Annotated in this window: 24 protein-coding genes and 1 pseudogene; 7 read left to right on the forward strand and 18 right to left on the reverse strand. The window is 65.5% G+C overall.

Features of this window, described 5'->3' with window-relative positions:
* Positions 1–371 precede the first annotated feature (371 nt).
* The 15 genes from ACSJDS_RS01390 to ACSJDS_RS01460 form a co-directional block, all read right to left on the reverse strand.
* On the reverse strand, positions 372–1,412 hold the full coding sequence (locus ACSJDS_RS01390; RefSeq protein WP_473031802.1) for a zinc-binding dehydrogenase: 1,041 nt from the start codon (positions 1,410–1,412) through the stop codon (positions 372–374).
* Between the two features lie 14 nt (positions 1,413–1,426).
* Positions 1,427–2,629, reverse strand: coding sequence for a 3-oxoadipyl-CoA thiolase (gene pcaF / locus ACSJDS_RS01395; protein ID WP_473031803.1), 1,203 nt, complete (start codon positions 2,627–2,629; stop codon positions 1,427–1,429).
* A 27-nt stretch (positions 2,630–2,656) separates the two neighbouring features.
* Positions 2,657–3,640: a branched-chain amino acid ABC transporter permease gene (locus ACSJDS_RS01400; RefSeq protein WP_473031804.1), complete on the reverse strand. Its 984-nt coding sequence runs from the start codon at positions 3,638–3,640 to the stop codon at positions 2,657–2,659.
* 4 nt (positions 3,641–3,644) lie between these two features.
* Complete coding sequence (locus ACSJDS_RS01405; RefSeq protein ID WP_473031805.1) at positions 3,645–4,532, reverse strand: branched-chain amino acid ABC transporter permease; 888 nt, start codon at positions 4,530–4,532, stop codon at positions 3,645–3,647.
* 34 nt (positions 4,533–4,566) lie between these two features.
* Complete coding sequence (locus tag ACSJDS_RS01410) at positions 4,567–5,322, reverse strand: ABC transporter ATP-binding protein (RefSeq protein ID WP_473031806.1); 756 nt, start codon at positions 5,320–5,322, stop codon at positions 4,567–4,569.
* Positions 5,319–6,095 (reverse strand): ABC transporter ATP-binding protein, encoded by a 777-nt coding sequence (locus tag ACSJDS_RS01415; protein WP_473031807.1) that lies wholly within the window; start codon positions 6,093–6,095, stop codon positions 5,319–5,321. Before ACSJDS_RS01415 ends, ACSJDS_RS01410 begins: the two co-directional genes overlap by 4 nt.
* 66 nt (positions 6,096–6,161) lie before the next feature.
* Complete coding sequence (locus ACSJDS_RS01420) at positions 6,162–6,671, reverse strand: 3-hydroxyacyl-CoA dehydrogenase family protein (RefSeq protein ID WP_473031808.1); 510 nt, start codon at positions 6,669–6,671, stop codon at positions 6,162–6,164.
* Positions 6,632–7,678, reverse strand: a complete 1,047-nt coding sequence (locus ACSJDS_RS01425; protein WP_473031809.1) for a 3-hydroxyacyl-CoA dehydrogenase NAD-binding domain-containing protein — start codon at positions 7,676–7,678, stop codon at positions 6,632–6,634. The genes ACSJDS_RS01420 and ACSJDS_RS01425 overlap by 40 nt, the downstream gene beginning before the upstream one ends.
* A 106-nt stretch (positions 7,679–7,784) precedes the next feature.
* Positions 7,785–8,711, reverse strand: a complete 927-nt coding sequence (locus tag ACSJDS_RS01430) for an electron transfer flavoprotein subunit alpha/FixB family protein (protein ID WP_473031810.1) — start codon at positions 8,709–8,711, stop codon at positions 7,785–7,787.
* A 13-nt stretch (positions 8,712–8,724) separates the two neighbouring features.
* Positions 8,725–9,474, reverse strand: coding sequence for an electron transfer flavoprotein subunit beta/FixA family protein (locus ACSJDS_RS01435; protein WP_473031811.1), 750 nt, complete (start codon positions 9,472–9,474; stop codon positions 8,725–8,727).
* Between the two features lie 183 nt (positions 9,475–9,657).
* The gene (locus ACSJDS_RS01440; RefSeq protein WP_473031812.1) at positions 9,658–10,839 is read right to left on the reverse strand and encodes an acyl-CoA dehydrogenase; all 1,182 of its coding nucleotides are present in this window, start codon (positions 10,837–10,839) and stop codon (positions 9,658–9,660) included.
* A gap of 42 nt (positions 10,840–10,881) precedes the next feature.
* Positions 10,882–12,024, reverse strand: coding sequence for an acyl-CoA dehydrogenase family protein (locus ACSJDS_RS01445; protein WP_473031813.1), 1,143 nt, complete (start codon positions 12,022–12,024; stop codon positions 10,882–10,884).
* 9 nt (positions 12,025–12,033) lie between these two features.
* Complete coding sequence (locus ACSJDS_RS01450) at positions 12,034–13,230, reverse strand: acyl-CoA dehydrogenase family protein (protein WP_473031814.1); 1,197 nt, start codon at positions 13,228–13,230, stop codon at positions 12,034–12,036.
* Positions 13,211–13,393 carry a hypothetical protein gene (locus tag ACSJDS_RS01455; RefSeq protein ID WP_473031815.1) on the reverse strand — a complete coding sequence of 61 codons (183 nt, stop codon included), beginning with the start codon at positions 13,391–13,393 and terminating at the stop codon, positions 13,211–13,213. Before ACSJDS_RS01455 ends, ACSJDS_RS01450 begins: the two co-directional genes overlap by 20 nt.
* Complete coding sequence (locus tag ACSJDS_RS01460) at positions 13,390–14,118, reverse strand: enoyl-CoA hydratase/isomerase family protein (protein ID WP_473031816.1); 729 nt, start codon at positions 14,116–14,118, stop codon at positions 13,390–13,392. Before ACSJDS_RS01460 ends, ACSJDS_RS01455 begins: the two co-directional genes overlap by 4 nt.
* Positions 14,119–14,382: 264 nt before the next feature.
* On the opposite strand from ACSJDS_RS01460, the gene ACSJDS_RS01465 reads away from it, so the two are divergent.
* From ACSJDS_RS01465 to ACSJDS_RS01495, 7 genes are all read left to right on the forward strand, one after another.
* Positions 14,383–16,026, forward strand: a complete 1,644-nt coding sequence (locus tag ACSJDS_RS01465; protein WP_473031817.1) for an AMP-binding protein — start codon at positions 14,383–14,385, stop codon at positions 16,024–16,026.
* A gap of 75 nt (positions 16,027–16,101) precedes the next feature.
* Entirely contained in the window at positions 16,102–16,845 is a 744-nt protein-coding gene (locus ACSJDS_RS01470) for an SDR family NAD(P)-dependent oxidoreductase (protein ID WP_473031818.1), read from the forward strand.
* Between the two features lie 46 nt (positions 16,846–16,891).
* On the forward strand, positions 16,892–17,683 hold the full coding sequence (locus ACSJDS_RS01475) for an enoyl-CoA hydratase-related protein (protein WP_473031819.1): 792 nt from the start codon (positions 16,892–16,894) through the stop codon (positions 17,681–17,683).
* A 78-nt stretch (positions 17,684–17,761) separates the two neighbouring features.
* Positions 17,762–18,880 (forward strand): acyl-CoA dehydrogenase family protein, encoded by a 1,119-nt coding sequence (locus ACSJDS_RS01480; protein WP_473031820.1) that lies wholly within the window; start codon positions 17,762–17,764, stop codon positions 18,878–18,880.
* 106 nt (positions 18,881–18,986) lie between these two features.
* Positions 18,987–19,271: a MarR family winged helix-turn-helix transcriptional regulator gene (locus ACSJDS_RS01485; protein WP_473031821.1), complete on the forward strand. Its 285-nt coding sequence runs from the start codon at positions 18,987–18,989 to the stop codon at positions 19,269–19,271.
* A 5-nt stretch (positions 19,272–19,276) separates the two neighbouring features.
* The gene (locus ACSJDS_RS01490) at positions 19,277–19,480 is read left to right on the forward strand and encodes a hypothetical protein (protein ID WP_473031822.1); all 204 of its coding nucleotides are present in this window, start codon (positions 19,277–19,279) and stop codon (positions 19,478–19,480) included.
* 81 nt (positions 19,481–19,561) lie between these two features.
* Positions 19,562–20,791 carry an ABC transporter substrate-binding protein gene (locus ACSJDS_RS01495; RefSeq protein ID WP_473031823.1) on the forward strand — a complete coding sequence of 410 codons (1,230 nt, stop codon included), beginning with the start codon at positions 19,562–19,564 and terminating at the stop codon, positions 20,789–20,791.
* A gap of 329 nt (positions 20,792–21,120) precedes the next feature.
* Here ACSJDS_RS01495 and ACSJDS_RS01500 read toward each other — a convergent pair.
* The 3 genes and pseudogenes from ACSJDS_RS01500 to benC form a co-directional block, all read right to left on the reverse strand.
* Positions 21,121–22,484 (reverse strand): annotated as a pseudogene (locus tag ACSJDS_RS01500) (benzoate/H(+) symporter BenE family transporter).
* Entirely contained in the window at positions 22,465–23,265 is an 801-nt protein-coding gene (gene benD / locus ACSJDS_RS01505) for a benzoate diol dehydrogenase BenD (RefSeq protein ID WP_473031824.1), read from the reverse strand. Before benD ends, ACSJDS_RS01500 begins: the two are co-directional and overlap by 20 nt.
* Complete coding sequence (benC, locus tag ACSJDS_RS01510; protein WP_473031825.1) at positions 23,243–24,295, reverse strand: benzoate 1,2-dioxygenase electron transfer component BenC; 1,053 nt, start codon at positions 24,293–24,295, stop codon at positions 23,243–23,245. The genes benD and benC overlap by 23 nt, the downstream gene beginning before the upstream one ends.
* Positions 24,296–24,312 lie beyond the last annotated feature (17 nt).

Below are 24,312 nucleotides of genomic sequence, written 5' to 3' on the forward strand. Positions count from 1 at the left end.
CTGCCATACCCCTGGGGTATCGGCCGGCCAAGTCCTCTTGCCATCCAAAAGCCACAAAAAACCATGATTTCCGGTGGTTTCGCCGACTATACCCTGCCTTCAGCAGGTCCCGGCAGGATTGGACATTGCACACAAGTCCAATGCCGCTGGCCTTGCATTGCCAGAATGGAAGATCCCCAACGCTCTTGGGGCAATGATTCGGGGAAAGGTGGCATTTTTGTCAATCCAGCAACGCCGAGAGCCTGCGACAAAAGCATAATGAGTGCAGAAGATGGCAAAAAAGGCGACGAGTTCACCCGTCGCCAAGCCACCGGTCATCACTGACCGAGAGAGAACATGTCACGCCTTGTCACGAGCCTTGCGCCACCCCGCTAGCCACTCGACTGCAGGGCCAACCCAACCTTGCCCATTCGACCGCCTGCCTTGAGACGATCCAGGGCCTCGCAAATAGCCTCTAGGGGATAGACACTGTCGATAACGGGTGTGATCTCGTGACGCTCCACATAGGCAATCAGCTCCCTAAACTCGGAAGCGTTGCCGCTGGTGGAGCCGATGATCTGCAGCTGGCGAATAAAGAGACGCCTGATATCCGCCGAGGGCTGGTCCCCCGAGGTCGCCCCGCAGGTCACCAGGCGCCCGCCGCGCACCAGCGACTTCATGGCCGAGGCCCAGACGGCCTCGCCAACGTTCTCGACCACCACGTCCACGCCGCGGCCATCGGTCAGCGCCATGACGCGTCGAGCCACCTCCTCGGTACTGCCGTTGATCGCCTCGTGGGCGCCCAGCGTCAGGGCCCGTTGGAGCTTGTCATCCTCCCGGGAGGTGACGATCACTCTGGCGCCGATGCTGGCGGCCAGCTGCATGGCGGCAAGCGACACACCGCCGCCCACCCCGAACACCAGCACCGTCTCCCAGGGCTTCAGCTGCGCTCGGGTGAAGAGCATCCGCCAGGCGGTGAGGTAGTTGACCCCCAGGGCCGCGGCCTGCACGAAGTCCAGGTGCGCAGGCATGGGGAAGAGGTTCTCCACTGGAACGCTGAGCCACTGGGCGAAGGTGCCGTCCACATGCTCGCCCATCAGCTTCATGCGGGTGCAGAGCACGTCGTCGCCCCGCTGGCAGAACTCGCACCGCCCGCAGGTCAGGTTGGGAAAGACCACCACCCGCTGGCCCGTCGCCAGGCGCGTCTCGCCCTCTTCAATGGCCTCCACCACGCCAGCGCCGTCCAGCCCCATCACCAGCGGCAGCTCGTGGGTGATGCCCGCGCCACTGTTACGCATGTAGAGATCGACCTGATTGAGGGTGCCCGCCTCCAGGCGCACCAGCGCCTCGCCCGGCCGTCGCCGGGGCCGCTCGCCCTGCCTGACCTCGACCACCTCATTGCCACCGTGGCCGGTAATCACGACGGTCTTCATGGTTCCCTGCATGGCTAGGCCCTCTCCAGCAGCGTGGCAATGCCCTGCCCCACGCCTACGCACATGGTGCACAGGGCGTAGCGCTTGCCGCTCTTCTGCAGCTCGTGGGCCGCGGTCAGCAGCAGGCGGGCGCCGGACATCCCCAGCGGATGGCCCAGCGCGATGGCGCCGCCGTTGGGGTTGACCCGCGGGTCGTCATCCTTGATCCCCAGCTCGCACATGCAGGCGAGCGCCTGGGCGGCGAAGGCCTCGTTGAGCTCGATCACGTCGATCTCGTCCAGCGACACGCCGGTGCGCTCGAGCAGCTTCTGCACCGCGGGAACCGGGCCGATGCCCATGATGCGCGGCTCGACGCCAGCGGTGGCCATGCCGAGGATCTTCGCCATGGGGGTGAGGCCGTGCGTCTCCACCGCGGCGGCGCTTGCCACCAGCATGGCGGCGGCGCCGTCGTTGACTCCGGAGGCGTTGCCGGCGGTGACGCTGCCACCTTCGCGGAACGGCGTCGGCAGCCCGGCGAGCTTCTCGAGCGTCGTCGCGCGCAGGTGCTCGTCCTGGTCGAAGCGCAGCGGTTCCTGCTTGCGGCGCGGAATCTCGATGGCGGTGATCTCCAGCGCGAAGCGGCCGGCGGCCTGGGCAGCTGCGGCCTTCTGCTGGGAGCGCAGGGCGAAGGCGTCCTGGTCCTCGCGGTAGATGGCGAACTGCTCGGCCACGTTCTCGGCGGTCTCGGGCATGGAGTCGACGCCGTAGGCCTTCTTCATCTGCGGGTTAACGAAGCGCCAGCCGATGGTGGTGTCCTCGATCTTCTGGCCCCGGGAGAAGGCGCTGTCGGCCTTGCCCAGCACGTAGGGGGCGCGGGACATGGACTCCACGCCACCGGCCAGGGCCAGCTCCATCTCGCCGGCCTTGATGGCGCGGAAGGCGGTGCCCACCGCGTCCATGCCGGAACCGCACAGGCGGTTCAGGGTGGTGCCGGGAATGGACACCGGCAGGCCGGCCAGCAGCGCCGACATCCGCGCCAGGTTGCGGTTGTCCTCACCGGCCTGGTTGGCACAGCCCATAAAGACCTCTTCGATGGCGGCAGGGTCGAGATCCGGCGCCTCGGCCAGCACCGCCTTGAAGATGGTGGCGGCCATATCGTCGGGACGCACGCTGGCCAGGGTGCCGCCGAAGCGGCCGATGGCGGTGCGCCGCGGATGGCAGAGGTAGACACTATTCATAACTGGCACCAAATTATTCACGGCAATTTATTTAAAGTTCTTTCGATAGGACTTGAGGATCTCGCCGACGATGCCGCTACGGAAGCTCAGCACGCAGACCACGAAGATTACCCCCAGGATTGGACCCACCCAGGCGCCCAGGGCGCCCTGGGCCAGCAGATGCTGCAGGCTGACCACCAAGCCGGCGCCCACCACAGGGCCGAACAGGGTGCCCACCCCGCCCAGCAGGGTCATCAGGATCACCTCACCGGACATGTGCCAGTGAGCGTCGGTCAGCGAGGCCAGCTGGAACACCACCGTTTTGGTGGAGCCGGCCAGGCCGGCCAGGCCCGCGGAGAGGATGAAGGCCAGCAGCTTGTAGGCATCGGTGTTGTAGCCCAGCGACACTGCCCGCGGCTCGTTCTCGCGGATCGCCTTGAGCACCTGGCCGTAGGGTGAGTGCACGGCGCGCTGCACGATGGCGAAGCCGATCAGGAAGACGGCGAACACGAAGTAGTACATCGCCAGGTTGCTGCGCAGGCTGATCACGCCGAACAGCTCGCCCCGCGGCACCCCGTGCAGGCCATCCTCACCACCGGTAAAGGGCGCCTGAACGTAGAAGAAGTACACCATCTGCGCCAGCGCCAGGGTCACCATGGCGAAGTAGATTCCCTGGCGGCGAATCGCCAGGGCACCGAACACCGTGCCCAGGGCCAGGGCCGCCAGGGTGCCGACGATGATGCCCATCTCCGGGGTCAGCGCCGGGTAGCTGGCCAACAGGTAGCCGGTCACGTAGCCGCCGGTGGCCAGGAAGGCGGCATGCCCGAAGGAGAGCAGCCCCGCGTAGCCCAGCAGCAGGTTGAAGGCGCAGGCGAACAGCGCGAAGCACAGCACCTTCATCAAGAACACCGGGTAGGCGAAGAAGGGTGCCACCAGGCCGATCGCAATCAGCACGAGATACAGGAGGTTGCGGCGCATATTGGCGCGCCGCTGGCGCTCCATGGTCGGGGTCAGGGTTTGCGTCGTGGCCATGACGTCATGCCTCCTTGCCGAAGAGACCGGCGGGTCGAATCAACAGCACCAGGATCATTACCAGGAAGATCACGGTGTTGGCCGCCTCGGGGTAGTAGACCTTGGTGAGGCCCTCGATCAGGCCCATGCCCAGGCCGGTGAGCACGGCGCCGAGGATCGAGCCCATGCCGCCGATCACCACCACGGCAAAGACCACGATCAAGAGGTTGGAGCCCATGGTCGGCGACACCGGATAGAGCGGTGCGGCCAGCACCCCGGCGAAGGCGGCCAGCGCCACGCCGAAGCCGTAGGTCAGGGTAATCAGCAGCGGCACGTTGACACCGAAGGACTGCATCAGCGCCGGGTTCTCGGTGCCGGCCCTCAGGTAGGCGCCAAGCCGCGTGCGCTCGATGATGAACCAGGTACCCAGACAGACCACCAGCGCCGCCAGCAGCACCCAGGCGCGATAGACGGGCAGGAACATGAAGCCCAGCTGGAAGCCGCCCTGCAGCGCCTCCGGCGTGGGATAGCGGGCGCCCGAGACCCCGAAGAAATTGACCAGGGTGCCTTCGAAGATCAGCGCCAGGCCAAAGGTCAGCAGCAGGCCGTAGAGGTGGTCCAGGTGGCCGATGCGGCGCAGCAGCAGCCGCTCGATCACCATCCCCAGCAGGCCCACCACCAGCGGCGCCAGCAGCAGTGCCGCCCAGTAGTTGATACCCAGGTAGCGCATTCCCAGCAGGGTGGCGAAAGCCCCGAGCATGTACATGGCCCCGTGGGCGAAGTTGACGATCTTCAGTAGGCCGAAGATCACCGCGAGCCCCAGGCTCAGCAGGGCGTAGAAGGCGCCGTTGATCAGGCCCAGCATCAGCTGGCCCATGAACACCGCCAACGGCACCCCGAATATCATCGTCATGTTAGGTTCTCCTCAACATAGGGAAGAAGAAAGCTCACACCCCTAGCAGGGAATGCAGGTGGTCGCGCTTGCCGGCCAGCTCGGCCTTGCTGATCTCTTCGACGATCCGGCCGTGCTCCATCACATAGTGGCGGTCGGCCAGGGGCGCGGCGAAGCGGAAGTTCTGCTCCACCAGCACGATAGTCATGCCGCGGTCGCGCAGCTTGACCAGCACTTCGCCGAGTTTCTGCACGATGACCGGGGCGAGCCCTTCGGTGATCTCGTCGAGCAGCAGCATGCGCGCGCCGGTGCGCAGGATGCGCGCCATGGCCAGCATCTGCTGCTCGCCGCCGGAGAGTCGGGTACCCTGGCTGCGCCGCCGCTCATAGAGGTTGGGGAACATCTCGTAGATCTCGTCGAGAGACATCCCGCCGGAGCGCACCGTGGGCGGCAGCAGCAGGTTCTCTTCGACGTCGAGGCTGGCGAAGATGCCGCGCTCCTCCGGGCAGTAGCCGATGCCTAGCCGCGGAATGCGGTGGGGCTTCATGCCCAGCGTCTCGTTCCCGTTGATCATGACCGAGCCGGTGCGCCGGCCCACCATGTTCATGATCGCCTTGAGGGTGGTGCTGCGCCCCGCGCCGTTGCGGCCCAGCAGGGTGACCAGCTCGCCACGCCTCACGTCGAAGTCGACGCCGTGGAGGATGTGCGATTCGCCGTAGAAGGCGTGCAGGTCGCGCACCCGCAGCATTTCGGCGCCATCGTGATCCTGATAGTGCGTGGCGTCGGCGACCGGTTCGGCTACCTGATTCATGCGCTGGCCTCCTCTTCTGCATCCGCTTCAGTGCCCATGTAGGCCTCCTTGACCCGCGGGTCGGCGGACACCTCGGCGTAGTCGCCTTCGGCCAGCACGGCCCCACGCGCCAACACGGTGATGCGATCACACAGCCGGCTCACCACGCTGAGGTTGTGCTCCACCATCAGCACGGTGCGGCCCTTGGCCACGCGACGGATCAGCTCGACGATGCGGTCGACGTCCTCGGCGCCCATGCCCTGGGTCGGCTCGTCGAGCAGCATCAGGGTCGGCTCCATGGCCAGGGTGGTAGCCACTTCCAACGCCCGCTTGCGCCCGTAGGGCATCTCCACGGTGAGCACGTCGGCGTACTCGCGCAGGCCCACTTCGTCCAGCAGTTCGATGGCCCGCTCGTTGAGGTGCTCGAGGGTGCGCTCGGACTTCCAGAAGTGGAAGGAGGTGCCCATGGGCCGCTGCAGCGCCACCCGCACGTTCTCCAGCGCGGTCATGTGGGCGAACACCGCCGAGATCTGGAAGGAGCGCACCATGCCCAGTCGGGCGATCTGGTTGGCCTTCATGCCGGTGATGGCGTCGCCGCGATAGAGGATCTCGCCGCGGGTCGGCGGCAAAAACTTGGTGAGGAGATTGAAGACGGTCGTCTTGCCGGCCCCGTTGGGACCGATCAGGGCGTGGATATGTCCTTCCCGGACCTGCAGGTTGACATCGTCCACGGCGGTGAAGCCGCGAAACTGCTTGGTCAACCCGCGAGTTTCGAGTATGTACTCATCTGCCATAAAGATTCCCTTATCGTTGTTGATAATCAGGCAGCGGGGAAAAGAGGCACCACCGGGAACCCGGTGTCATAGTGAATCGCGTAGCGGAAGCCCCAGTGCAATACGCTGCTTCAGCCAGGGGCTGACGCGATAGCGCGCCTCGCCGTAGTGCTCATGCAGGCAGGCGAGCACCTGAGAGAGGGTCTGCGGCCCGAAGCGCTCACCGAAGGCCAGCGGACCCTGCGGGTAGCCAAGAGCCAGGGTGACGGCACGGTCCAAAGTGGCCGGCTCGGCCACGCCACGACGCACGATCTCGCTGCCGATATTGGTCATGAAGGCGAGGATCCGCTGGGCCACGAACCCCGGCGAGTCATGGATCACCTCCACCGGCACGCCGTCGACGCTCAATACACAGCTCGCCTGGGCCAGCACCGACTCATCGATGGCGGGATGGCGCATCAGCACCCGGCAAGCATCGAAGCCGGCCAGGGACTCCAGCGCCAGGGTGCGCTCGGCGGGAAGGCCTCGCTCGGCGATGGTATCGCTGGCCGTCTTCCCTATCGGCGTAACCAGGCAGATGGCCTCCGGAGAGGGCACCGTGCCCGCCTCCAGCCAGGTGCCAGCAGCCTCGGCCAGTCGGGCGATGCGCTCACGCCACTCGGGCTCCCGGCGATCCAGCCAGAAGGGGCGCGTGACGGGACCGCCGGCGGCGGCACGACGTCCGGCTCGAGCCGTTTGCCCTGCGCGTAGCGGTAGAACCCCTCGCCGCTCTTGCGCCCCAGCAGGCCGGCGGCGATGCGCCGCGGCACCTGCCAGGAGGGCGTGTAGTAGGGGTCGTCATAGAACTGGCGGTAGACCGACTCCATCACCGCATGGGTCACATCGAGGCCGATCAGGTCGAGCAGCTCGAAGGGGCCCATACGAAAGCCGAGGCTCAATGTCAGGATCCGGTCGATCTGCACCGGCGTGGCGATGCCCTCGTCCAGAAGGCGCAGCGCCTCGGGGGCGTAGGCGCGCCCGGCGTGGTTGACCAGGAAGCCGGGGGTGTCCGGGGTCAGCGCCGGGAAGTGGCCGGCATCCCGGGCCAGCCGCGCGAGCCGTTCGATCACCGCCGGGCGGGTCAGCTCACCACGCACCACCTCGACGATCTTCATCAGCGCCACGGGGTTGAAGAAGTGGTAGCCCGCCACCCGCTCGGGGTGGCGGCAGGCGCTGGCGAGCCGCGTCACCGACAGCGAGGAGGTGTTGCTGGCCAGTATCGCCTCACTGGCCACCACCTCCTCCAGCTGGCGCAGCAGCGCCTGCTCGGCCTCCAGGTTCTCGACGATCGCCTCGATCACCAGATCGCACTCGGCGAGCCCGGTCAGGCCATTACTGAGATGAATCCGGGAGAGCGTCGCCTCCCGCTCTTCCGGTGCGAGCCGCCCCTTGGCCACCGAGCGCTCCAGCAACCCGCTAATAAAACTCAGCCCCTCCTCGACAGCCCCTTCGTGGCTGTCATGCAACCACACCTCATGGCCCGCAGCAGCAAACAGCTGGACGATACCGCGGCCCATCACGCCGCTGCCGACGACACCAATTCTCTCTTTCGCTGACTCCGCCACGCCTCACCTCCTCAGAGCTTGCTCTCAAGTTCCGGCAGCGCCTGGAAGCGATCCGCGACGAGGCCGCAGATCATCGAGAGCGCCACCGGGAAGATCCCGATCTTCCTTACAGTTTGCTTTCCAGTTCCGGCAGCGCCTCGAAGAGATCCGCCACCAGGCCATAGTCGGCCACCTGGAAGATCGGCGCCTCCTCGTCCTTGTTGATGGCGACGATCACCTTGGAGTCCTTCATGCCGGCCAGGTGCTGGATGGCTCCGGAGATACCCACGGCGATGTAGAGTTCGGGGGCGACGATCTTGCCGGTCTGGCCCACCTGCATGTCGTTGGGCACGAAGCCGGCGTCCACTGCGGCCCGCGACGCGCCGATGGCCGCGCCCAGCTTGTCGGCGATGCCCTCGAGCAGCTTGAAGTTCTCGCCGCTGCCCATGCCGCGACCGCCGGAGATCACCACCTTGGCGGCGCCCAGCTCGGGACGGTCGGACTCGGCCAGCGCTTCCTTGACGAAGGTGGACTGGGCGTTGTCGGCCACGACGTCCACCGCTTCGACCTCGGCGCTACCGCCTTCGCCAACGGCATCGAAGCCGGTGGCACGCACGGTGATCACCTTGAGCGGATCCTCGCTCTGCACGGTGGCGATGGCGTTGCCGGCGTAAATCGGGCGCTTGAAGGTGTCCGGGGACTCCACCGCTATGATCTCGGAGATCTGGGAGACGTCCTTGAGGGCGGCGACGCGGGGCAGCACATTCTTGCCGGTGGTGGAGGCGGCGGCCAGCACGTGGCTGTAGTCGCCGGCCAGCTCGGCGAGCAGCGCGGCGGTGGGCTCGGCCAGCAGGTGGGCGTAGGCGGCGTTGTCGGCCACGCGCACCTTGCGCACGCCGTCGAGCTTGGCGGCCGCTTGTGCCACGGCGCCGACGTTCTCGCCCGCCACCAGAATGTCAATGTCGCCGCCGATGGCTTGCGCCGCGGCAACCACGTGGGCAGTGGCGCCAACCAGGGCGCCGTCGTGATGTTCGGCCAGGACCAGAATGCTCATGAAATCAGCTCCCTCAAAGCACTTTGGCTTCGTTTTTCAGTTTGTCCACGAGCTCATCCACGGAGCCCACCTTGATGCCGCCCTGGCGCTCGGCCGGCGGCTCGACCTTGAGCAGCTTGACCTTGGAGGCCACCTCGACGCCCAGGTCTGCCGGCGACTTGACGTCCATCGGCTTCTTCTTGGCCTTCATGATGTCGGGCAGCTTGGCGTAGCGCGGCTCGTTCAAGCGCAGGTCGGTGGTGGCGATGGCGGGCAAGGAGAGCTCGACGGTCTGCAGGCCGCCATCGATCTCGCGAGTCACCTGGGCCTTGTCGCCGTCGATGACCACCTCGGAAGCGAAGGTGCCCTGGGGCAGGCCGGTCAGGGCGGCGAGCATCTGGCCGGTCTGGTTGTTGTCGGTGTCGATGGCCTGCTTGCCGAGGATCGTAAGGCCCGGCTGCTCCTCGTCCACCACCTTGGCCAGCAGCTTGGCGGCGGCCAGCGACTCGACGCGCTCGTCGGTCTCGACATGCACGGCACGGTCGGCGCCCAGCGCCAGCGCGGTACGCAGCTGCTCCTGGGCGGCCTTGGGACCGATGGTCACCGCGACGATCTCGGTGGCCACCCCGCGCTCCTTCAGCCGCACCGCCTCTTCCACGGCGATCTCGCAGAAGGGATTCATGGCCATCTTGACGTTGGTGAGGTCGACGTCGGAGTTGTCCGGCTTGACCCGAATCTTGACGTTGTAGTCGATGACGCGTTTGACCGCGACGAGGACTTTCATGACGTATCTCCCGTGAACTGTTGTTGTAACTACCAGAGCGACTTAGGCGCTGGGTGAAAAGTCGACGAGCGATGGTCAGGCAAGGCAAAAATCGGCGAAAAGACGGAGTTTACGGGCTGTAAATGAGTACTTTGAGCCGATTTTTAACGCCGCATGACCGAGCGCAGGCACTTTTCACAGTGCCTAGCAGAAGGCCTGGATGCCGGTCTGGGCCCGCCCCAGGATCAGCGCGTGAACGTCGTGGGTGCCCTCGTAGGTGTTCACCACCTCGAGGTTGACCAAGTGGCGCGCCACCCCGAACTCGTCGCTGATGCCGTTGCCGCCCAGCATGTCGCGGGCCAGGCGGGCGATATCCAGCGCCTTGCCGCAGCTGTTACGCTTCATGATCGAGGTGATCTCCACCGCGGCGCTGCCCTCGTCCTTCATGCGGCCCAGGCGCAGGCAGCCCTGCAGGGCCAGGCAGATATCGGTCTGCATGTCGGCCAGCTTCTTCTGGATCAGCTGGTTGGCGGCCAGCGGCCGGCCGAACTGCTGGCGATCCAGGGTGTACTGGCGGGCGGTGTGCCAGCAGTCCTCGGCGGCGCCCAGCGCCCCCCAGCTGATGCCGTAGCGCGCCGAGTTGAGGCAGGTGAAGGGGCCCTTGAGGCCGCGCACCTCGGGGAAGCGGTTTTCCTCGGGCACGAAGACGTTGTCCATGACGATCTCGCCGGTGATGGAGGCGCGCAGGCCCACCTTGCCGTGGATCACCGGTGCCGAGAGCCCCTCCCAGCCCTTCTCAAGCACGAAGCCGCGGATATCGCCCTCGTCGTCCTTGGCCCACACCACGAAGACGTCGGCGATGGGGCTGTTGGTGATCCACATCTTGCTGCCGGTGAGGCGATAGCCGCCGTCGACCCTGCGGGCGCGGGTCACCATGGCGCCGGGGTCGGAGCCGTGGTTGGGCTCGGTTAGGCCGAAGCAGCCGATCCACTCGCCGCTGGCCAGTTTCGGCAGATACTTCTGCTTGGTGGCCTCGCTGCCGAACTCGTTGATCGGCACCATCACCAGGGAGGACTGCACGCTCATCATGGAGCGGTAGCCGGAGTCGACGCGCTCGATCTCCCGGGCGATCAGGCCGTAGCAGACGTAGTTGAGGCCGCTGCCGCCGTACTGCTCGGGAATGGTGGCCCCCAGCAGGCCGGTCTCGCCCATCTCGCGGAAGATGGCCGGGTCGGTCTGCTCGTGACGGAAGGCCTCCAGCACGCGGGGGGCGAGCTTGTCGGCGGCGAACTGGGCCGCGCTCTGCTGCACCATGCGCTCCTCCTCGGTGAGCTGCTGGTCGAGGAGCAGCGGGTCCTGCCAGTGGAAGGCGGGCATCTGGGACATGGCAAAGGTTCCTGTCGTTGTCGTTAGGGGCGCTGACGGAGCTCAGCTGGCCTCGATAAGGTCGGCGTAGGCCTTGAGGTGACGATCGTCATCGCCGAAGCGGTGGCCCAGCATCACCAGGTGGCGGGCATGGTGGGCGAGGCTGTACTCCCAGGTCATGCCGATACCACCATGGAGCTGGATCGCCTCTTCGGCGATCAACCGAGCCGCACGCGTCACCACGTGCTGGGCGGCAATCAGCTGGCGGCTGCGCTCCTGACTTGCCGGCTCGTCGGCCAGACAGGCCGCGAGGATGGCCATGGAGGTGGCCAGCTCCAGTTCGGTACTCATATCCACCATGCGGTGCTGGAGCACCTGGAAACGGCCGATGGGCTTGCCGAACTGCTGACGGGTCTTGAGATACTCCAGGGTTAGCTCGCAGGCCTGCTGCATGCTGCCCACTGCCTCGGCGCACTGGGCTGCCATGGCGCGCCCCAGCTGGTAGTTCAGGGCCTCATGGGCCGCACCGGCCTCGCCCAGCAGGGCGTCGTCGGCCAGGCTCACGTCATCGAGGGTGATGTCGCAGGCCCAGGGGCCCGCCATGGTGGGATAGGCGCGGCGCCGCACGCCGTCCGCCGCGGGGTCGACCAGGAAGAGCGAGAGGCCGTCGCACTCGCCGGGCTCCCCCGCCGTGCGCGCCACCACCAGGAGCCTGTGGGCGGCCTGACCGCCGATCACCACCGACTTGCGGCCCGAGAGCCGCCAGCCGTCGGCGGTGCGCTCAGCACAGGCCTCCGTCCACTCAGGCCGAAAGTGGGTGCGCGGCTCCTCGCTGGCCACCGCAAGCAAGAGCTCACCCGCGGCCAGGGCAGGTAGCAGCGCCTCGCGCTGGGCCTCGCTGCCGAGTGCCTGCACCAGGCCGCCCCCGAGAATCTGCGACTCCAGGTAGGGCTCCAGGCAGAGGCCACGACCGAGCTCCTGCATCACCACTAGGTTCTCGACCCCGCTGCCGCCCATGCCGTCATGGGCCTCGTCGATGGGCACCGCCAGCACGCCGAGTTCGGCCAGCTGGGCCTGGAAAGCCTCGCTGAAGCCCGGCTCACTGCGCTGTACCGTGTCGCGCTGCTCGAAGCCATAGTGCTCCCTGACCAGGCGGGCCAGCATGTCCTGCAGCATCTGCTGCTCGTCAGTGAAGGAAAAGTCCATGGTGGCCTCCTATAAGCCCAACTGGGCCTTCGCCAGGATGTTCTTCTGGATCTCATTGGAACCGCCGTAGATCGACAGCTTGCGCAGGTTGAAATACTGGGCGGCGGGCGTGGCGCTGTAGTCGGCATGCAGTGGCTCCCCGTCGTGCTCAAGCGCCATCTCCTCCGCCAGGAAGGGCAGGGCGTGGGGGCCCAGCACCCGGCGGGTGAGGTCGCTGATCGCCTGGCGGATCTCGGAACCGGTGATCTTGAGGATCGAGCTCTCCGCCCCCGGCACCCCGCCAGCCTGGGCCCGGGCCAGGATGCGCAGGGTGCTCATCTCTACCGCCATCAGCCGCATCTCTACCTCGGCAATACGCTGGCGCAGAAGGGGCTCCTCGAGAGCCGGGCGACCGTCAATCACCTCACGTGCGGCGATCGCCTTGAGATGAGCCAGGGCCGCCTTGGAGATACCGACGCCGGCCTGGCCGGTGCGCTCGTGGGTCAGCAGGTACTTGGCGCAGGTCCAGCCGTCGTTCTCCTGACCGACCAGATTCGCCACCGGCACCCGGACGTTGTCGAAGAACACCTCGTTGACCTCGTGGGCGCCGTCCAGGGTGATGATCGGCCGCACCGAGATCCCGGGGCTCTCCATGTCGATCAGCAAAAAGGAGATGCCCGCCTGAGGCTTGGTCTCCGGATCGGTACGCACCAGGCAGAAGATCCGGTTGGCGTGCTGGCCCAGGGTGGTCCAGGTCTTCTGCCCGTTGACGATGTAGTGGTCGCCCTCGCGCACTGCTCGGGTCTTCACCGCGGCCAGGTCGGAGCCGGCACCCGGCTCGGAATAGCCCTGGCACCACCAGTCCGTGCCGTCGAGGATGCGCGGCAGGTAGTGGGCCTTCTGCTCGGGGGTGCCGAACCTGATGATCACCGGCGCCACCATATTGACGCCGAAGGAGATCAGCCGCGGCGCACCCGCCGCCGCGCACTCCTCCTCGAAGATATGCTTCTCCACCACGCTCCAGCCAGTGCCGCCGTGTTCCACCGGCCAGTTGGCGGCATACCAGCCGCGACGATTGAGGATCGCCTGCCAGCGTTGGTGGTCTTGCTTGGTGAGCTTCTTACCGAGCCGCACCTTGGCGGCGATGTCGGCAGGCAGCTCAGCCGCCAGGAAGGCCTTTACCTCGTCGCGGAAGGCCAGCTCCTGTTCACTGAAATGGATATTCATGCGGTGGTCCCTCTTGTGTTGTCCCCGCCGCCGCCGTTAGAGAGCGACTGTCGCGGCCGCGAGCCAGGAAGGCTTCGACCTTGGCTTGGCGCTGGGGCGAGGCCAGGCACTCCAGGAAGAGCTCGCGCTCGCGGGCGAGCGCCTTGTCGAAGGGGTGGGTCATGGCCGCCTCCAGGGCCTCGACGGCCTTGAGGGGGGCGAGATCCCCGAGGCGGGCAGCGCCAGCGCCTCGCGCTGGGTGGCCAGCCACGCGAGCGGCGCCTCGCTGTTAGAGAGGAGCTCACGCTCCCGGGTGGGACGCACGCCCTCTCGGGCAAGCTCCGCTGCCATGGCCACACGTGCTTCCTCTGGGGTATGTCCCTGCTCAGCGACGCCATCGACAAGGCCTAGCTCAAGGGCCGGGCCAGCCCCAATGGGCTCGCCGGAAAGTATCCGCTCAAGGGCAGCTTCCAGCCCGACAAGCCTTGGCAGCCGCTGGGTGCCTCCGGCGCCAGGGATCAGCCCCAACTTGACCTCCGGCAGGCCGAAGCGCGCATCGGGCGCGGCGAATCGATAGTGACAAGCCATTGCCAGCTCCAATCCGCCGCCGAGAGAGACGCCATGAAGCCAAGCCACCACCGGCTTTGGCGAGTCCTCGATAGCATTGATCACGTCTGGCAGCACCGGCGCCTGGGGGGAGGTGCCGAACTCCTTGACATCCGCACCGGCAGAGAAACAGCGTCCGCCAGACTGCAGCAGGACCCACTCCACTGCTGGGTCTTCCAGGGCGGCGGCCAGCGCCTCTATCAATCCGGACCGTACAACATGGCCCAGGGCATTCACCGGCGGGTTAAAGAGTGTGATCAGGCCGCAGCGGCCGCTGCGGGTCAGAGTGACGGGCTTGCTCATGGCGCTCTCTCCCGATGGTTGTTATCTGCCGTGCTGGCGTATTCAGCGATGACACCAAACCGGCACGCGATCAGCACAGGGGGCAGGGCGTGAGGATCCCAGGGCCGATTCGATTTCGCTTCGAGTCTAGTCAGACTCAAAATAAAAGACAATGTATTGACATAAATTTTATCGTGGCCTAGGTTTCATCTCAAGGCGCACAGCAAAGCCAGTGCACACCGCGAAGTCAACAAAGACAAATAAATTGTTTTTTCAGGAGCTTATATGTCAATCCATACGAATCTGATGCCTGAGCGCAGAGAGGCCATGGTCGAGCTTGGTGCTTGGAATGACATTATCATTACAGATTATTTGGATGAGGCGGTGGCCTCGGCGGGGGATCGGGTTGCCATCACCACCTACCGAATGAGCGACGGCAGCCGCATCGAGCTGAGCTATCGTGAGCTGAACGACAAGGTCACTCGCCTAGCGGCAGGGCTTGCGGGCTTGGGAGTGGAGAAGGGCGACATCATCTCCTGTCAGCTACCCAACTGGTGGCAGATGACCGCCCTGCATCTGGCTTGCGTACGCATCGGCGCCGTGCTCAACCCCCTGATGCCGATCTTCCGCGAGCACGAGCTGGAATTCATGCTCGGCATGGCCGAGAGCAAGGTGCTGGTGGTCCCCCAGGTCTTCCGCAAATTCGACCATTCCGCCATGGCGCATGAACTCCAGCGCTCACTGCCCCAGCTCAAGCATGTGCTGGTGGTCGGCAGCGAAGGGGAGGACAGCTTCGAGCGGGTGCTGCTAGAGCGCGCCTGGGAAGATGAGGTCGATACCGCCACCTTGTTCCGGGAACGCCGCCCGTCGGGAGACGACGTGGTGCAGGTTCTCTATACCTCGGGCACCACCGGCAAACCCAAGGGAGTGATGCATACTTCCAACACTCTGTTCAGCAATATCCGACCCTTCGCCGAGCGTCTGGCCCTAGGCGAGGAGGACACCATCTTCATGCCCTCCCCGCTGGCCCACCAGCTGGGCTTCCTCTATGGCCTGATGCTGCCCGTCTATCTCAAGGCCAGCGTGGTGCTCCAGGACACCTGGCTGCCGGAAGAGGCCGTGGCCATCATCCGCGCCGCACGGCCCCGCCTGATGCTCGGCTCGACCCCTTTCCTGGCCGATATCGCCGAGCAGGCCATCGCCCACGGCCCGGACCTGCAGTCGCTGAAGCTGTTCCTGTGTGCCGGCGCCCCGATCCCCAGCCCCCTGGTGGAGAAGGCCGCCCAGAACCTGCCGACGCGCATCCTCTCCGCCTGGGGCATGACCGAGAACGGCGCGGTGACCACCACACTGCCCGAAGATGATCCAGAGCGTGCCGTGAATTCCGATGGAGTGACGCTGCCTTACGTGGAGCTCAAGGTCACCGACATGGAAGGCAACACGCTACCCGCCGGGCGGGAGGGCCCTCTTTACATGCGTGGCGCAAGCCTCTTCGTCGGCTACTTCAAGCAGCCGGAGCTCTACGGCGTGGATGACGAAGGATGGTTTCCCACTGGCGACCTGGCGCGTCTCGATGAGCAGGGCTATGTGCGCATCACCGGACGTTCCAAGGACGTGGTGATTCGCGGTGGCGAGAACATCCCCATCGTCGATATCGAGAACATCCTCTACCAGCACCCCAAGATTCAGGCGCTGGCCCTGGTCGGCAAGCCCGACGAACGCCTTGGTGAGCGGCTGTGCGCCTACGTGACCCTCAAGGAGGGCGAAGAGTCGCTGACCCTCGAGGAGGTCTGCACCTTCCTGGCCGCGCGCAAGGTGACCCGCCAGTACCAGCCGGAATTCCTGGAGGTACTCGACGAACTGCCGCGCACTCCCTCCGGCAAGATTCAGAAATTCAAGCTACGAGAGCAGGCCAGCCGGCGCGATTGAGGCCACCCTCTACAGCAAAGATTCCCTACTACCCGATAGGAGAGAGACCTGATGGAAGGCTTAAAAGATAGAGTCGTGATAGTGACCGGCGGCGGCGGCGGCATCGGTCAGGCGGTGAGCAAACGGTTCGCCGAGCATGGCGCCAAGGTCGCGGTCCTCGATCGCGACGAGGCGGCTGCCCAAGCCACCGTTGCACTGGTCACCGAGGCCGGCGGCCAAGGCCGCGCCTACGCCGCCGACATCACCGACTACAACGCTATCGTGGCCACCGTGGCGAACATCGAGCAGGATCTCGGTACCCCCACCGTATTGGTCAACAATGCCGGCTTCGACCGCTTCATGCCATTCCTCAAGACCGAGCCGGCCATGTGGGAGTCGCTAATCGCCGTCAACCTGACCGGTGCGCTCAACATGCACCATGTGGTGCTGCCGAAGATGGTCGAAGCCGGTGGTGGCCGGGTGATCAATGTCGCATCCGACGCCGCCCGGGTCGGCTCCTCCGGCGAAGCCGTTTATGCCGCTTGCAAAGCTGGCATGCTGGGCCTAAGCAAGACCTTGGCGCGTGAGCTCGCCAGCAAGAACGTCACCCTCAACGTGGTCTGCCCCGGCCCCACCGATACCGCCCTGCTCAAAGGCGTAGCCAATACCGCCCGGGACCCGGAGAAACTCCTCGAGGCCTTCCGCAACGCCGTGCCCATGCGCCGCATCGGCCAGCCAAAAGACTACCCCGGCATCATCACGATGCTCGCCAGCGACGAGGCCAGCTTTATCACTGGCCAAGTGATCAGTGTCTCCGGCGGCCTGACCATGGCCGGCTAACCGAAGCCGACGCTTTTTATTTACAGCGATTTTCAGGAGCTCTGCGATGACCCACTCAGCGACAAACTACGAAGACATCCTCTACGACGTCACCGATGGTGTGGCCACCATCACCATCAACCGCCCCGACCGCTACAACGCCTTCCGCGGCCAAACCTGCATGGAGCTGCTCGACGCCTTCAACCGCGCCGGTTGGGACAAGTCCATCGGCGTGATCGTACTGACCGGTGCCGGCGACAAGGCGTTTTGCACTGGCGGTGACCAGGGCGCCCACGAGGGCCAGTACGACGGTCGCGGTATCATCGGCCTACCGGTGGAGGAGCTGCAGACCCTGATCCGCCAGGTGCCCAAGCCGGTCATCGCCCGGGTCAACGGCTTCGCCATCGGCGGCGGCCATGTGCTGCACGTGGTGTGCGACCTCTCCATCGCTGCCGAGACCGCCGTCTTCGGCCAGGTAGGCCCCAAGGTGGGCTCCGTGGACCCGGGCTTCGGCACCGCCTACCTCTCCCGGGTCATCGGCGAGAAGCGCGCCCGCGAGATCTGGTATCTGTGCCGCAAGTACAGCGCCCAGCAGGCGCTGGAATGGGGCCTGGTCAACGCCGTGGTGCCGCCGGAGCAGCTCGACGAGGAGGTGCGCAAGTGGTGCGACGAGATCCTCGAGAAGAGCCCCACCGCGCTTTCCATCGCCAAGCGCTCCTTCAATGCCGACAGCGAGAACATCGCCGGCATCGGCGCACTCGGCATGCAGACCCTGAGCCTCTACTACGAGACCGAGGAGTCCAAGGAGGGGGTCACGGCCTTCAAGGAGAAGCGCAAGCCCCAGTTCCGAAAATTCTAGCTCCGCAAGCACTATAAGTGATGCCCCAAGGGGAATGAGGGAGGGTGCCGCCGGCCCAGGGGGCGGCGGCTTTCCGAAATGGAAGGAGACGGCCATGAACTTTGCCTTTACCGAACAACAAGATGCCATTCGCGAAAGCGTGGCCAAGCTGTCCGCCGACTTGCTAGCCCCCGCTACCGGCGGCGTGAGGAGGAGGCCCGCATCGAGCGCGAGATCGTCGAAATGCTCGGCGAGATGGGCTGCCTGGGCGGGGAGCTTCCCGAGGAGTACGGCGGCAGCGGCCTGGACTGCGTTACCAGCGGCGTGATTATCGAGGAGATATCCCGCGGCGACTTCAACGTCGGCTACCTGCCGTTGCTCGCCTCGCTGAACGGCCAGATCATCGCCCAGCATGCGCGCCCCGAGCTAGCCCGCGAATGGCTCGCCGGCATCACCTCCGGCAAGAAGATCTGCTGCATCGCCCTGACCGAGCCCCACGGCGGCAGTGACGCCGCCAACCTGAAGCTTAAGGCGACCCGCAACGGCGACCACTTCGTGGTCAACGGCGAAAAGACCTCGATCTCAATGGCAGACCAGGCCGATGTAGCGGTGGTCTTCGCCCGCACTGGCACCCAGGAGCAGCGCGCCAGCGGCATCAGCGCCTTGCTGGTGCCCATGGATCTGGACGGGATCACCACCAGCCGCTTCGAGGATTCCGGGCAGCGCGCCATTGGCCGCGGCTCGATTTTCTTCGACAATGTGGCCGTGCCCGCCGATCACATGCTTGGCGCGGAGGGCCAGGGCTTCAAGCAGGTGATGCAGGGCTTCGACTACAGCCGCGCGCTGATCGGCCTTCAGTGCCTGGCGGTGGCCCAGCAGTCTCTGGACGAGACCTGGCAGTGGCTCACGGAGCGCGAGGCCTTCGGCCAGCCGCTGGCGGGCTTCCAGGGGCTGACCCACCCGCTGGCCGAGTACCAGACCTACGTCCAGGCCTCCCGCCTGCAGTGCTACTACGCCCTGTGGCTGAAGGACAACGACCTGCCCCACACGGCAGAGGCGGCCATGAACAAGTGGTGGGGTCCCAAGCTCGCCTTCGACGTGATCAAGCAGTGCATGCTGGCCCACGGCCACACCGGCTGGGCGAGGACCTGCCCTTCTCGCAGCGCATGCGCGACGTGCTGGGGCTGCAGATCGGCGACGGCACCGCCCAGATCATGAAGAACATTATCACGCGTCAGTCGGTGCCGCGGTGACCAGCGCCTACCGGGAAGTGAGGCGCAGCGCCGCCCCCCTGACGCCACCGAGCGACAAAGGAGTGCTCCCGATGGCTCAGGACGACAGAAGCGTCGCCAACCGCCTTTTCTTCCGCCTCTTCCAGGCCAGCAATATCCTGCAGAAGCAGACCGTCAGCGCCGTGGGGCTCACTACCGTCCAGTGGGCGGTGCTTGGCGCCCTGTCCCGCAGCGGCTACGAAGAGGGAATCGCCTTCAATGACCTGACCGAGTATCTGGTCGTCAGCCGACAGAGCCTGGACGGTGTCCTCAAGCGCCTGGAGCGCGAGGGCCATGTGCGGCGAATCCCCACCCCGACGACGGCCGCGCCCGGCTGATCCTGTTGACCGATCAGGGGCGGACTTACTGGGAAAGCCTGCAGCCAAAGATCCATGACTTCTATGCCCAGGGACTGGAAAGCCTGAGCTTCGACGAAACGGTCAGCCTGCTGCACTACCTCAACAAGTTCCAGAAGGACCTGGAGCGAATTCAGCCCATATCGACCGAAGAGGAGGCCGCCACCACCGACAATATCTTCAAGAACTGATCACGGCGCCCCCGGCGCCCCAATGCAACACCTTCCGTCACAACAACAACGGCCTCATCCACGATGAGGCAAGGAATTCGCATGTCTAAAAATCGCAACACCCTTCTAAAGACCATCGCCCTGGCCGTCGGTGCCACCCTGCTCGCCAGTGGGACAAGTGCCAGCGCCAGCATTAGCGACGGTGCCATCCGCATTGGTTACCTGGCTGATATGTCGGGTCCCTACCGCGATCTGGCAGGTCCCGGCGGCCTGGAAGCCATGCGCATGGCCATCGAGGAGCACGGAGGGTCGATTCACGGCGCTCCTATCGAGGTGTTCAGCGCAGACGACCGCAACAGCGCCGACGTGGGCGCCAACACGGTGCGCGAATGGATCGACCAGCGCAACGTCGACATGGTAGGAGGACTGGTGGCTTCTTCAGTTACCATCGCTGCCACCCGACTGCTCGCCGATCACGACCGCATCGGCATGGTCTCCGGAGCCGCTGCCCTTAGCGTTACCAACGAACACTGCAGCCCCAACCACATCCAGTGGGTCTACGATACCCACGCCATGTCCAACGGCACCGCGCGAGCCATTGTCGAGGAGGGCGGTGACAGCTGGTTCATCCTTTCGGCAGACTACGCTTTCGGCCACTCCCTGGAAGCCGAGGTGGAAAATGTGGTCACCGAAATGGGCGGTGAGGTCCTCGACAAGGTCCGCCACCCCCTCAATACGAGCGACTTCTCCTCCTACATTCTCCAGGCCCAGGGGTCGGGGGCCGAGATCGTCGGTCTGGCCAATGCTGGATCTGACACGGTCAACGCCATCAGCACCGCTGGCCAGTTTGGGCTGGCGGAAGCAGGTCAAACCCTGGCTGGGCTGATGGTGTTTCTCAATGATATTCATGCGCTAGGCCTGGAAACCACTCAAGGCATGCAGCTCACCACCGGCTGGTACTGGGACGTGAACGATGAGGCCCGTGAGTGGGCGGAGCGCTACTACGAGCGTGTGGGCAGCATGCCTACCATGGTGCAGGCCGGGATCTATTCCAGCACACTGCACTACCTCAATGCTATCGAGGGTACCGGAAGCGACGATGCCAGCACCGTGCGCGCCTGGATGGGCGAGAACCCAGTCAACGACATGTTCACAAGCAACGGCGTGATTCGTGAAGACGGCCGCATGGTCCATGACATGTACCTGGTTGAGGTGAAGTCGCCCGAGGAGTCCTCAGGCGAGTGGGACCTCTATCGTGTGCTGCGGACCATTCCAGGCGATCAGGCCTTCCAGTCTCTTGATAACAGCGGCTGCTCACTCATCAACTCCTGATCTCTTCAACTCCTGTAACCTGCGAGTGTGGCAGCGCCACGCTCGCTTTCTTGCCCCTGCTATCATCGGCACCTCCCCAACCAGGCTCCTTGAGCATGGCTTCAAGACAAGGGCTCCCGTGATACACGGCTGAATCTGAACTTCTCCGTCTGAAATCCCTAGCCAATTTGCGCTTGGCACCTCTCGCCTCCTCACTTTTCCTACAACTTCGAGCCTACGATCGCTTTACAGCAGTGAAAAAAGGCCCGCCCGCCGAAGCGGATACGGGCCAAGGAGGATAGCGGTTACCGCGTGAAACCGGACGCGGCAGTCTCAGCCAGCAAGGGGCTTCACTCCCCCGCCGGCTTCTTCAGGGGGTGGGGATTGCTGGCGAACTCAAAGTCCTTGGTCTCGAAGATCAGCGAGACCAGCACGCCCAGCACCAGGGCCCAGAACGAGGAGCCGATGTCCAGGATCTGGATGCCCGAGGCGGCGATCAGGAAGGCAAAAAGCGCGCCCATCTCGTGCTTCTTGCCCGAGAAGGCGATGGCCAGCGAGGAGGTGATGACCCGCACCAGCGCCAGGCCGGCGATGATGGCGATGAAGTAGCCCGGGGTCGCCTCGAGCAGGCTGACCACGAAGCCGTAGAAGGGCGCGCCGATCACGAAGATGGCCCCGGCGATCACCGCCGCCACCCAGCGCTTGTCACGCTCCCCGCCTCCGGGGAGGAGCAGATGCCGGTCATGGGCGCGGCGATGCAGGTGCTGTGCAGGTTGAAGAAGGAGGAGATCATGGTGCCAAGACCGCCCACGGCGGTGATGGCGTTGGCGGGCACCTCCTTGTAGCCCATGCCCTTGACCAGGCCGACCCCGGCCGGGGTCTCCATGCCCACCAGGATGATCGCCAGCGGCAGGCCGTAGGCCAGGAAGGCGCCCAGGGTGAACTCGGGGACGATGAACTCGGGGAAGCGCACCGAGAACTCGATGCCGGAGAAGTCGACGCCGGTGACCATCAGGTAGAGGATCCCCGCCAGCATGGAGACGATCAGCGGCGGGATCTTGCGAAACAGCCGCGCGGCCAGGAAGAAGGAGAGGATCATGATCGAGGCCGGCAGCAGGGCGTTGTCCAGCGGGCTGACCATGTTGAGGCCGAAGCTGAGCAGCACGCCGCCGATCATGCCCATCACGATGGGCATCGGAATCAGCCGCATCACGGTCTTCATCACCCCGGCGAGTCCCGCCGCCAGCGAAATGGCCCCGGCGATCAGGGTCGCCCCCAGCGCCGCCTCCAGGCCCACCACCGGAATGATCGCCGCGAACAGCAGCGCCCCGGGGATGGAGTTGGCCATGGGCAGGGGCAGCCGATAGTAGGCCGGCATGAACAGGCCGAAGAGCCCGTTGATCATCAGGTAGCTGATCACCCAGATCATGATGAAGGAGGAGTCGAGGCCCGCGGCGGTGCCGGCGCTGATATGGATCACCCCGGCGCTGAGGCCGAAGATGCCCGCCACCAGGCCGGCGCTGAAGTTGTCGGGGTTGAGGTCTCTGACGAAGTCGGAGGGCGCATGCCTCAGACTCACGCCTTTTTCGATATGTTTCACGGTATGCTCCAGGGGATTGTTGTCATTGGTAGTCTTGGTAGTGACGAGGGCAATTTCACCGGCTCGGCATTGGCCGAACCGGCACGACAGCCGACTATCCCTGGTCGCCGCCACCCACCGGCAGCACGCTGCCGGTGATGTAGCTGGCCTCGTCGGAGGCCAGGAAGAGGATCGGCGCGGCCATCTCGTCGAGGGTGCCGTAGCGGCCCATCAGGCAGCTCTGTTTGGTCTGGTCGATATGGGCCTGGAACCAGGCCCGCTCCGTCTCGTTGCGCGGCGCCGGCGTGCCGCGGGAGATCTTTCGCGGCGGCGCCTCGGTGCCGCCGATGCCGGCGGCCGCCACCCGGATGCCGTGCTCGGCGTATTCGAAGGCCAGGGATTCGGTCAAGGCATTGACGCCGCCCTTGGCCGCCGAATAGGGGATCCGGTGGATGCCGCGGGTGGCCACCGAGGAGACATTGACGATCACCCCGCCGCCCTGGGCCACCAGGGTCGGCAGCACGGCCCGACAGCACCACAGGGTGGGCATCAGCGAGCGGTTCACCTCGGCGGCGATCTCGCTCTCGCTGAACTCGGTGAACGGCTTGAAGTTGATCGCCCCGCCCACGTTGTTGATCAGGATGTCGATGCGGCCGAAGTGCTCGACGCTCTTCGCCATCACCGCCGCGGCGCCTTCCCAGGTCTCAAGGTCTGCCTGCAGGGCGATGGCCTCCACGCCCTGCTCGGTCAGCCCAGCCACCACCTCATGAATCAGCTCCGAGCGGTCCACCAGGGCCAGGCGGGCCCCCTCGGCGCCGGCCCGCTCCGCGACCCGCCGGCCGATACCCTGGGCCGCCCCAGTCACGACCATCACCCTGTCTTGGAAACGCGGGCTACCGAAGGCGACGGCGCTCATGCCACCTCCTCGGCCTGGGCGACCTGGTTGGGGGTAAACTTCTCGTAGTGGAAGCTCTGGGGCACGATGCCCTCGGCATCGAAGTGCTTGAGCACGGCGTCCACCATGGGGGCGGCCCGCACAGGTAGACGTCGACGTCGCCGTCGTGCATCACCTCGGCGTCCATATGGTGGGTCACGTAGCCCTTGCGGGGATGCTCGCTCGCCTCGTCCACCACCACGGTGGCGTAGGTGAAGCTGGGCAGCTTGGCGGCGATGGCCTCCAGGGCGTCCACCTTGACCAGGTGGTCGTCCTTGTTGACGCCATAGATCAGGTGGATCGGCGCTTCGCAGCCCTTCTCCACCAGCTGGGCCAGCATGGAGAGGAAGGGCGCGAGGCCCGTGCCGCCGGCCAGCATCAACACCGGGCGGGTGACCTCGCGGAGATAGAAGCTGCCCAGCGGGCCGGTGAGGGTCAGGCGATCCCCGGGCGCGGCACGCTCGCCGAGATAGCCGCTCATCACCCCGTTGGGGATATTGCGGATCAGGAAGGTGGCCCGCTGCTCGCCCGGCAGGGAGCTGAAGGAGTAGGAGCGGTGCGCCTCGGTGCCCGGCACATCGATATGCACGTACTGGCCGGGCAGGAAGGTCAGCTCGCTCCCCGGGTCCAGCTCCACCGCCAGCTCGATGCTGTCTTCGGAGAGCGGCTCGACCGCGGCGACCCTGCCCTCGACCTTGCCCACCTGGGTCTTGCACAGGGTGGAGGCCACCGGCACCTGGATGACGCAGTCGGTGGACGGCACCATCTGGCAGGTCAGCACCATGCCTTCGGCGGCCTCCTCGTCGGAGAGCGCCTCCTCGATGTACTCGTCACCCATGTCGAAGTCACCCTGCTCGCAGTGGCCCTTGCAGGTGCCACAGACACCGTCGGAGCAGTCCATCGGCAGGTTGACCTTCTGGCGGTAGGCGGCGTCGAGTACCGTTTCCCCTTCCTTGCAGCCGATGAAACGGGTGACGCCGTCCTCGAAGTTGAGGGCAATGGTGTAGCTCATGGTCGTTCTCCTCCGAC

The sequence above is a fragment of the Halomonas sp. SL18_1 genome (assembly GCF_055755715.1).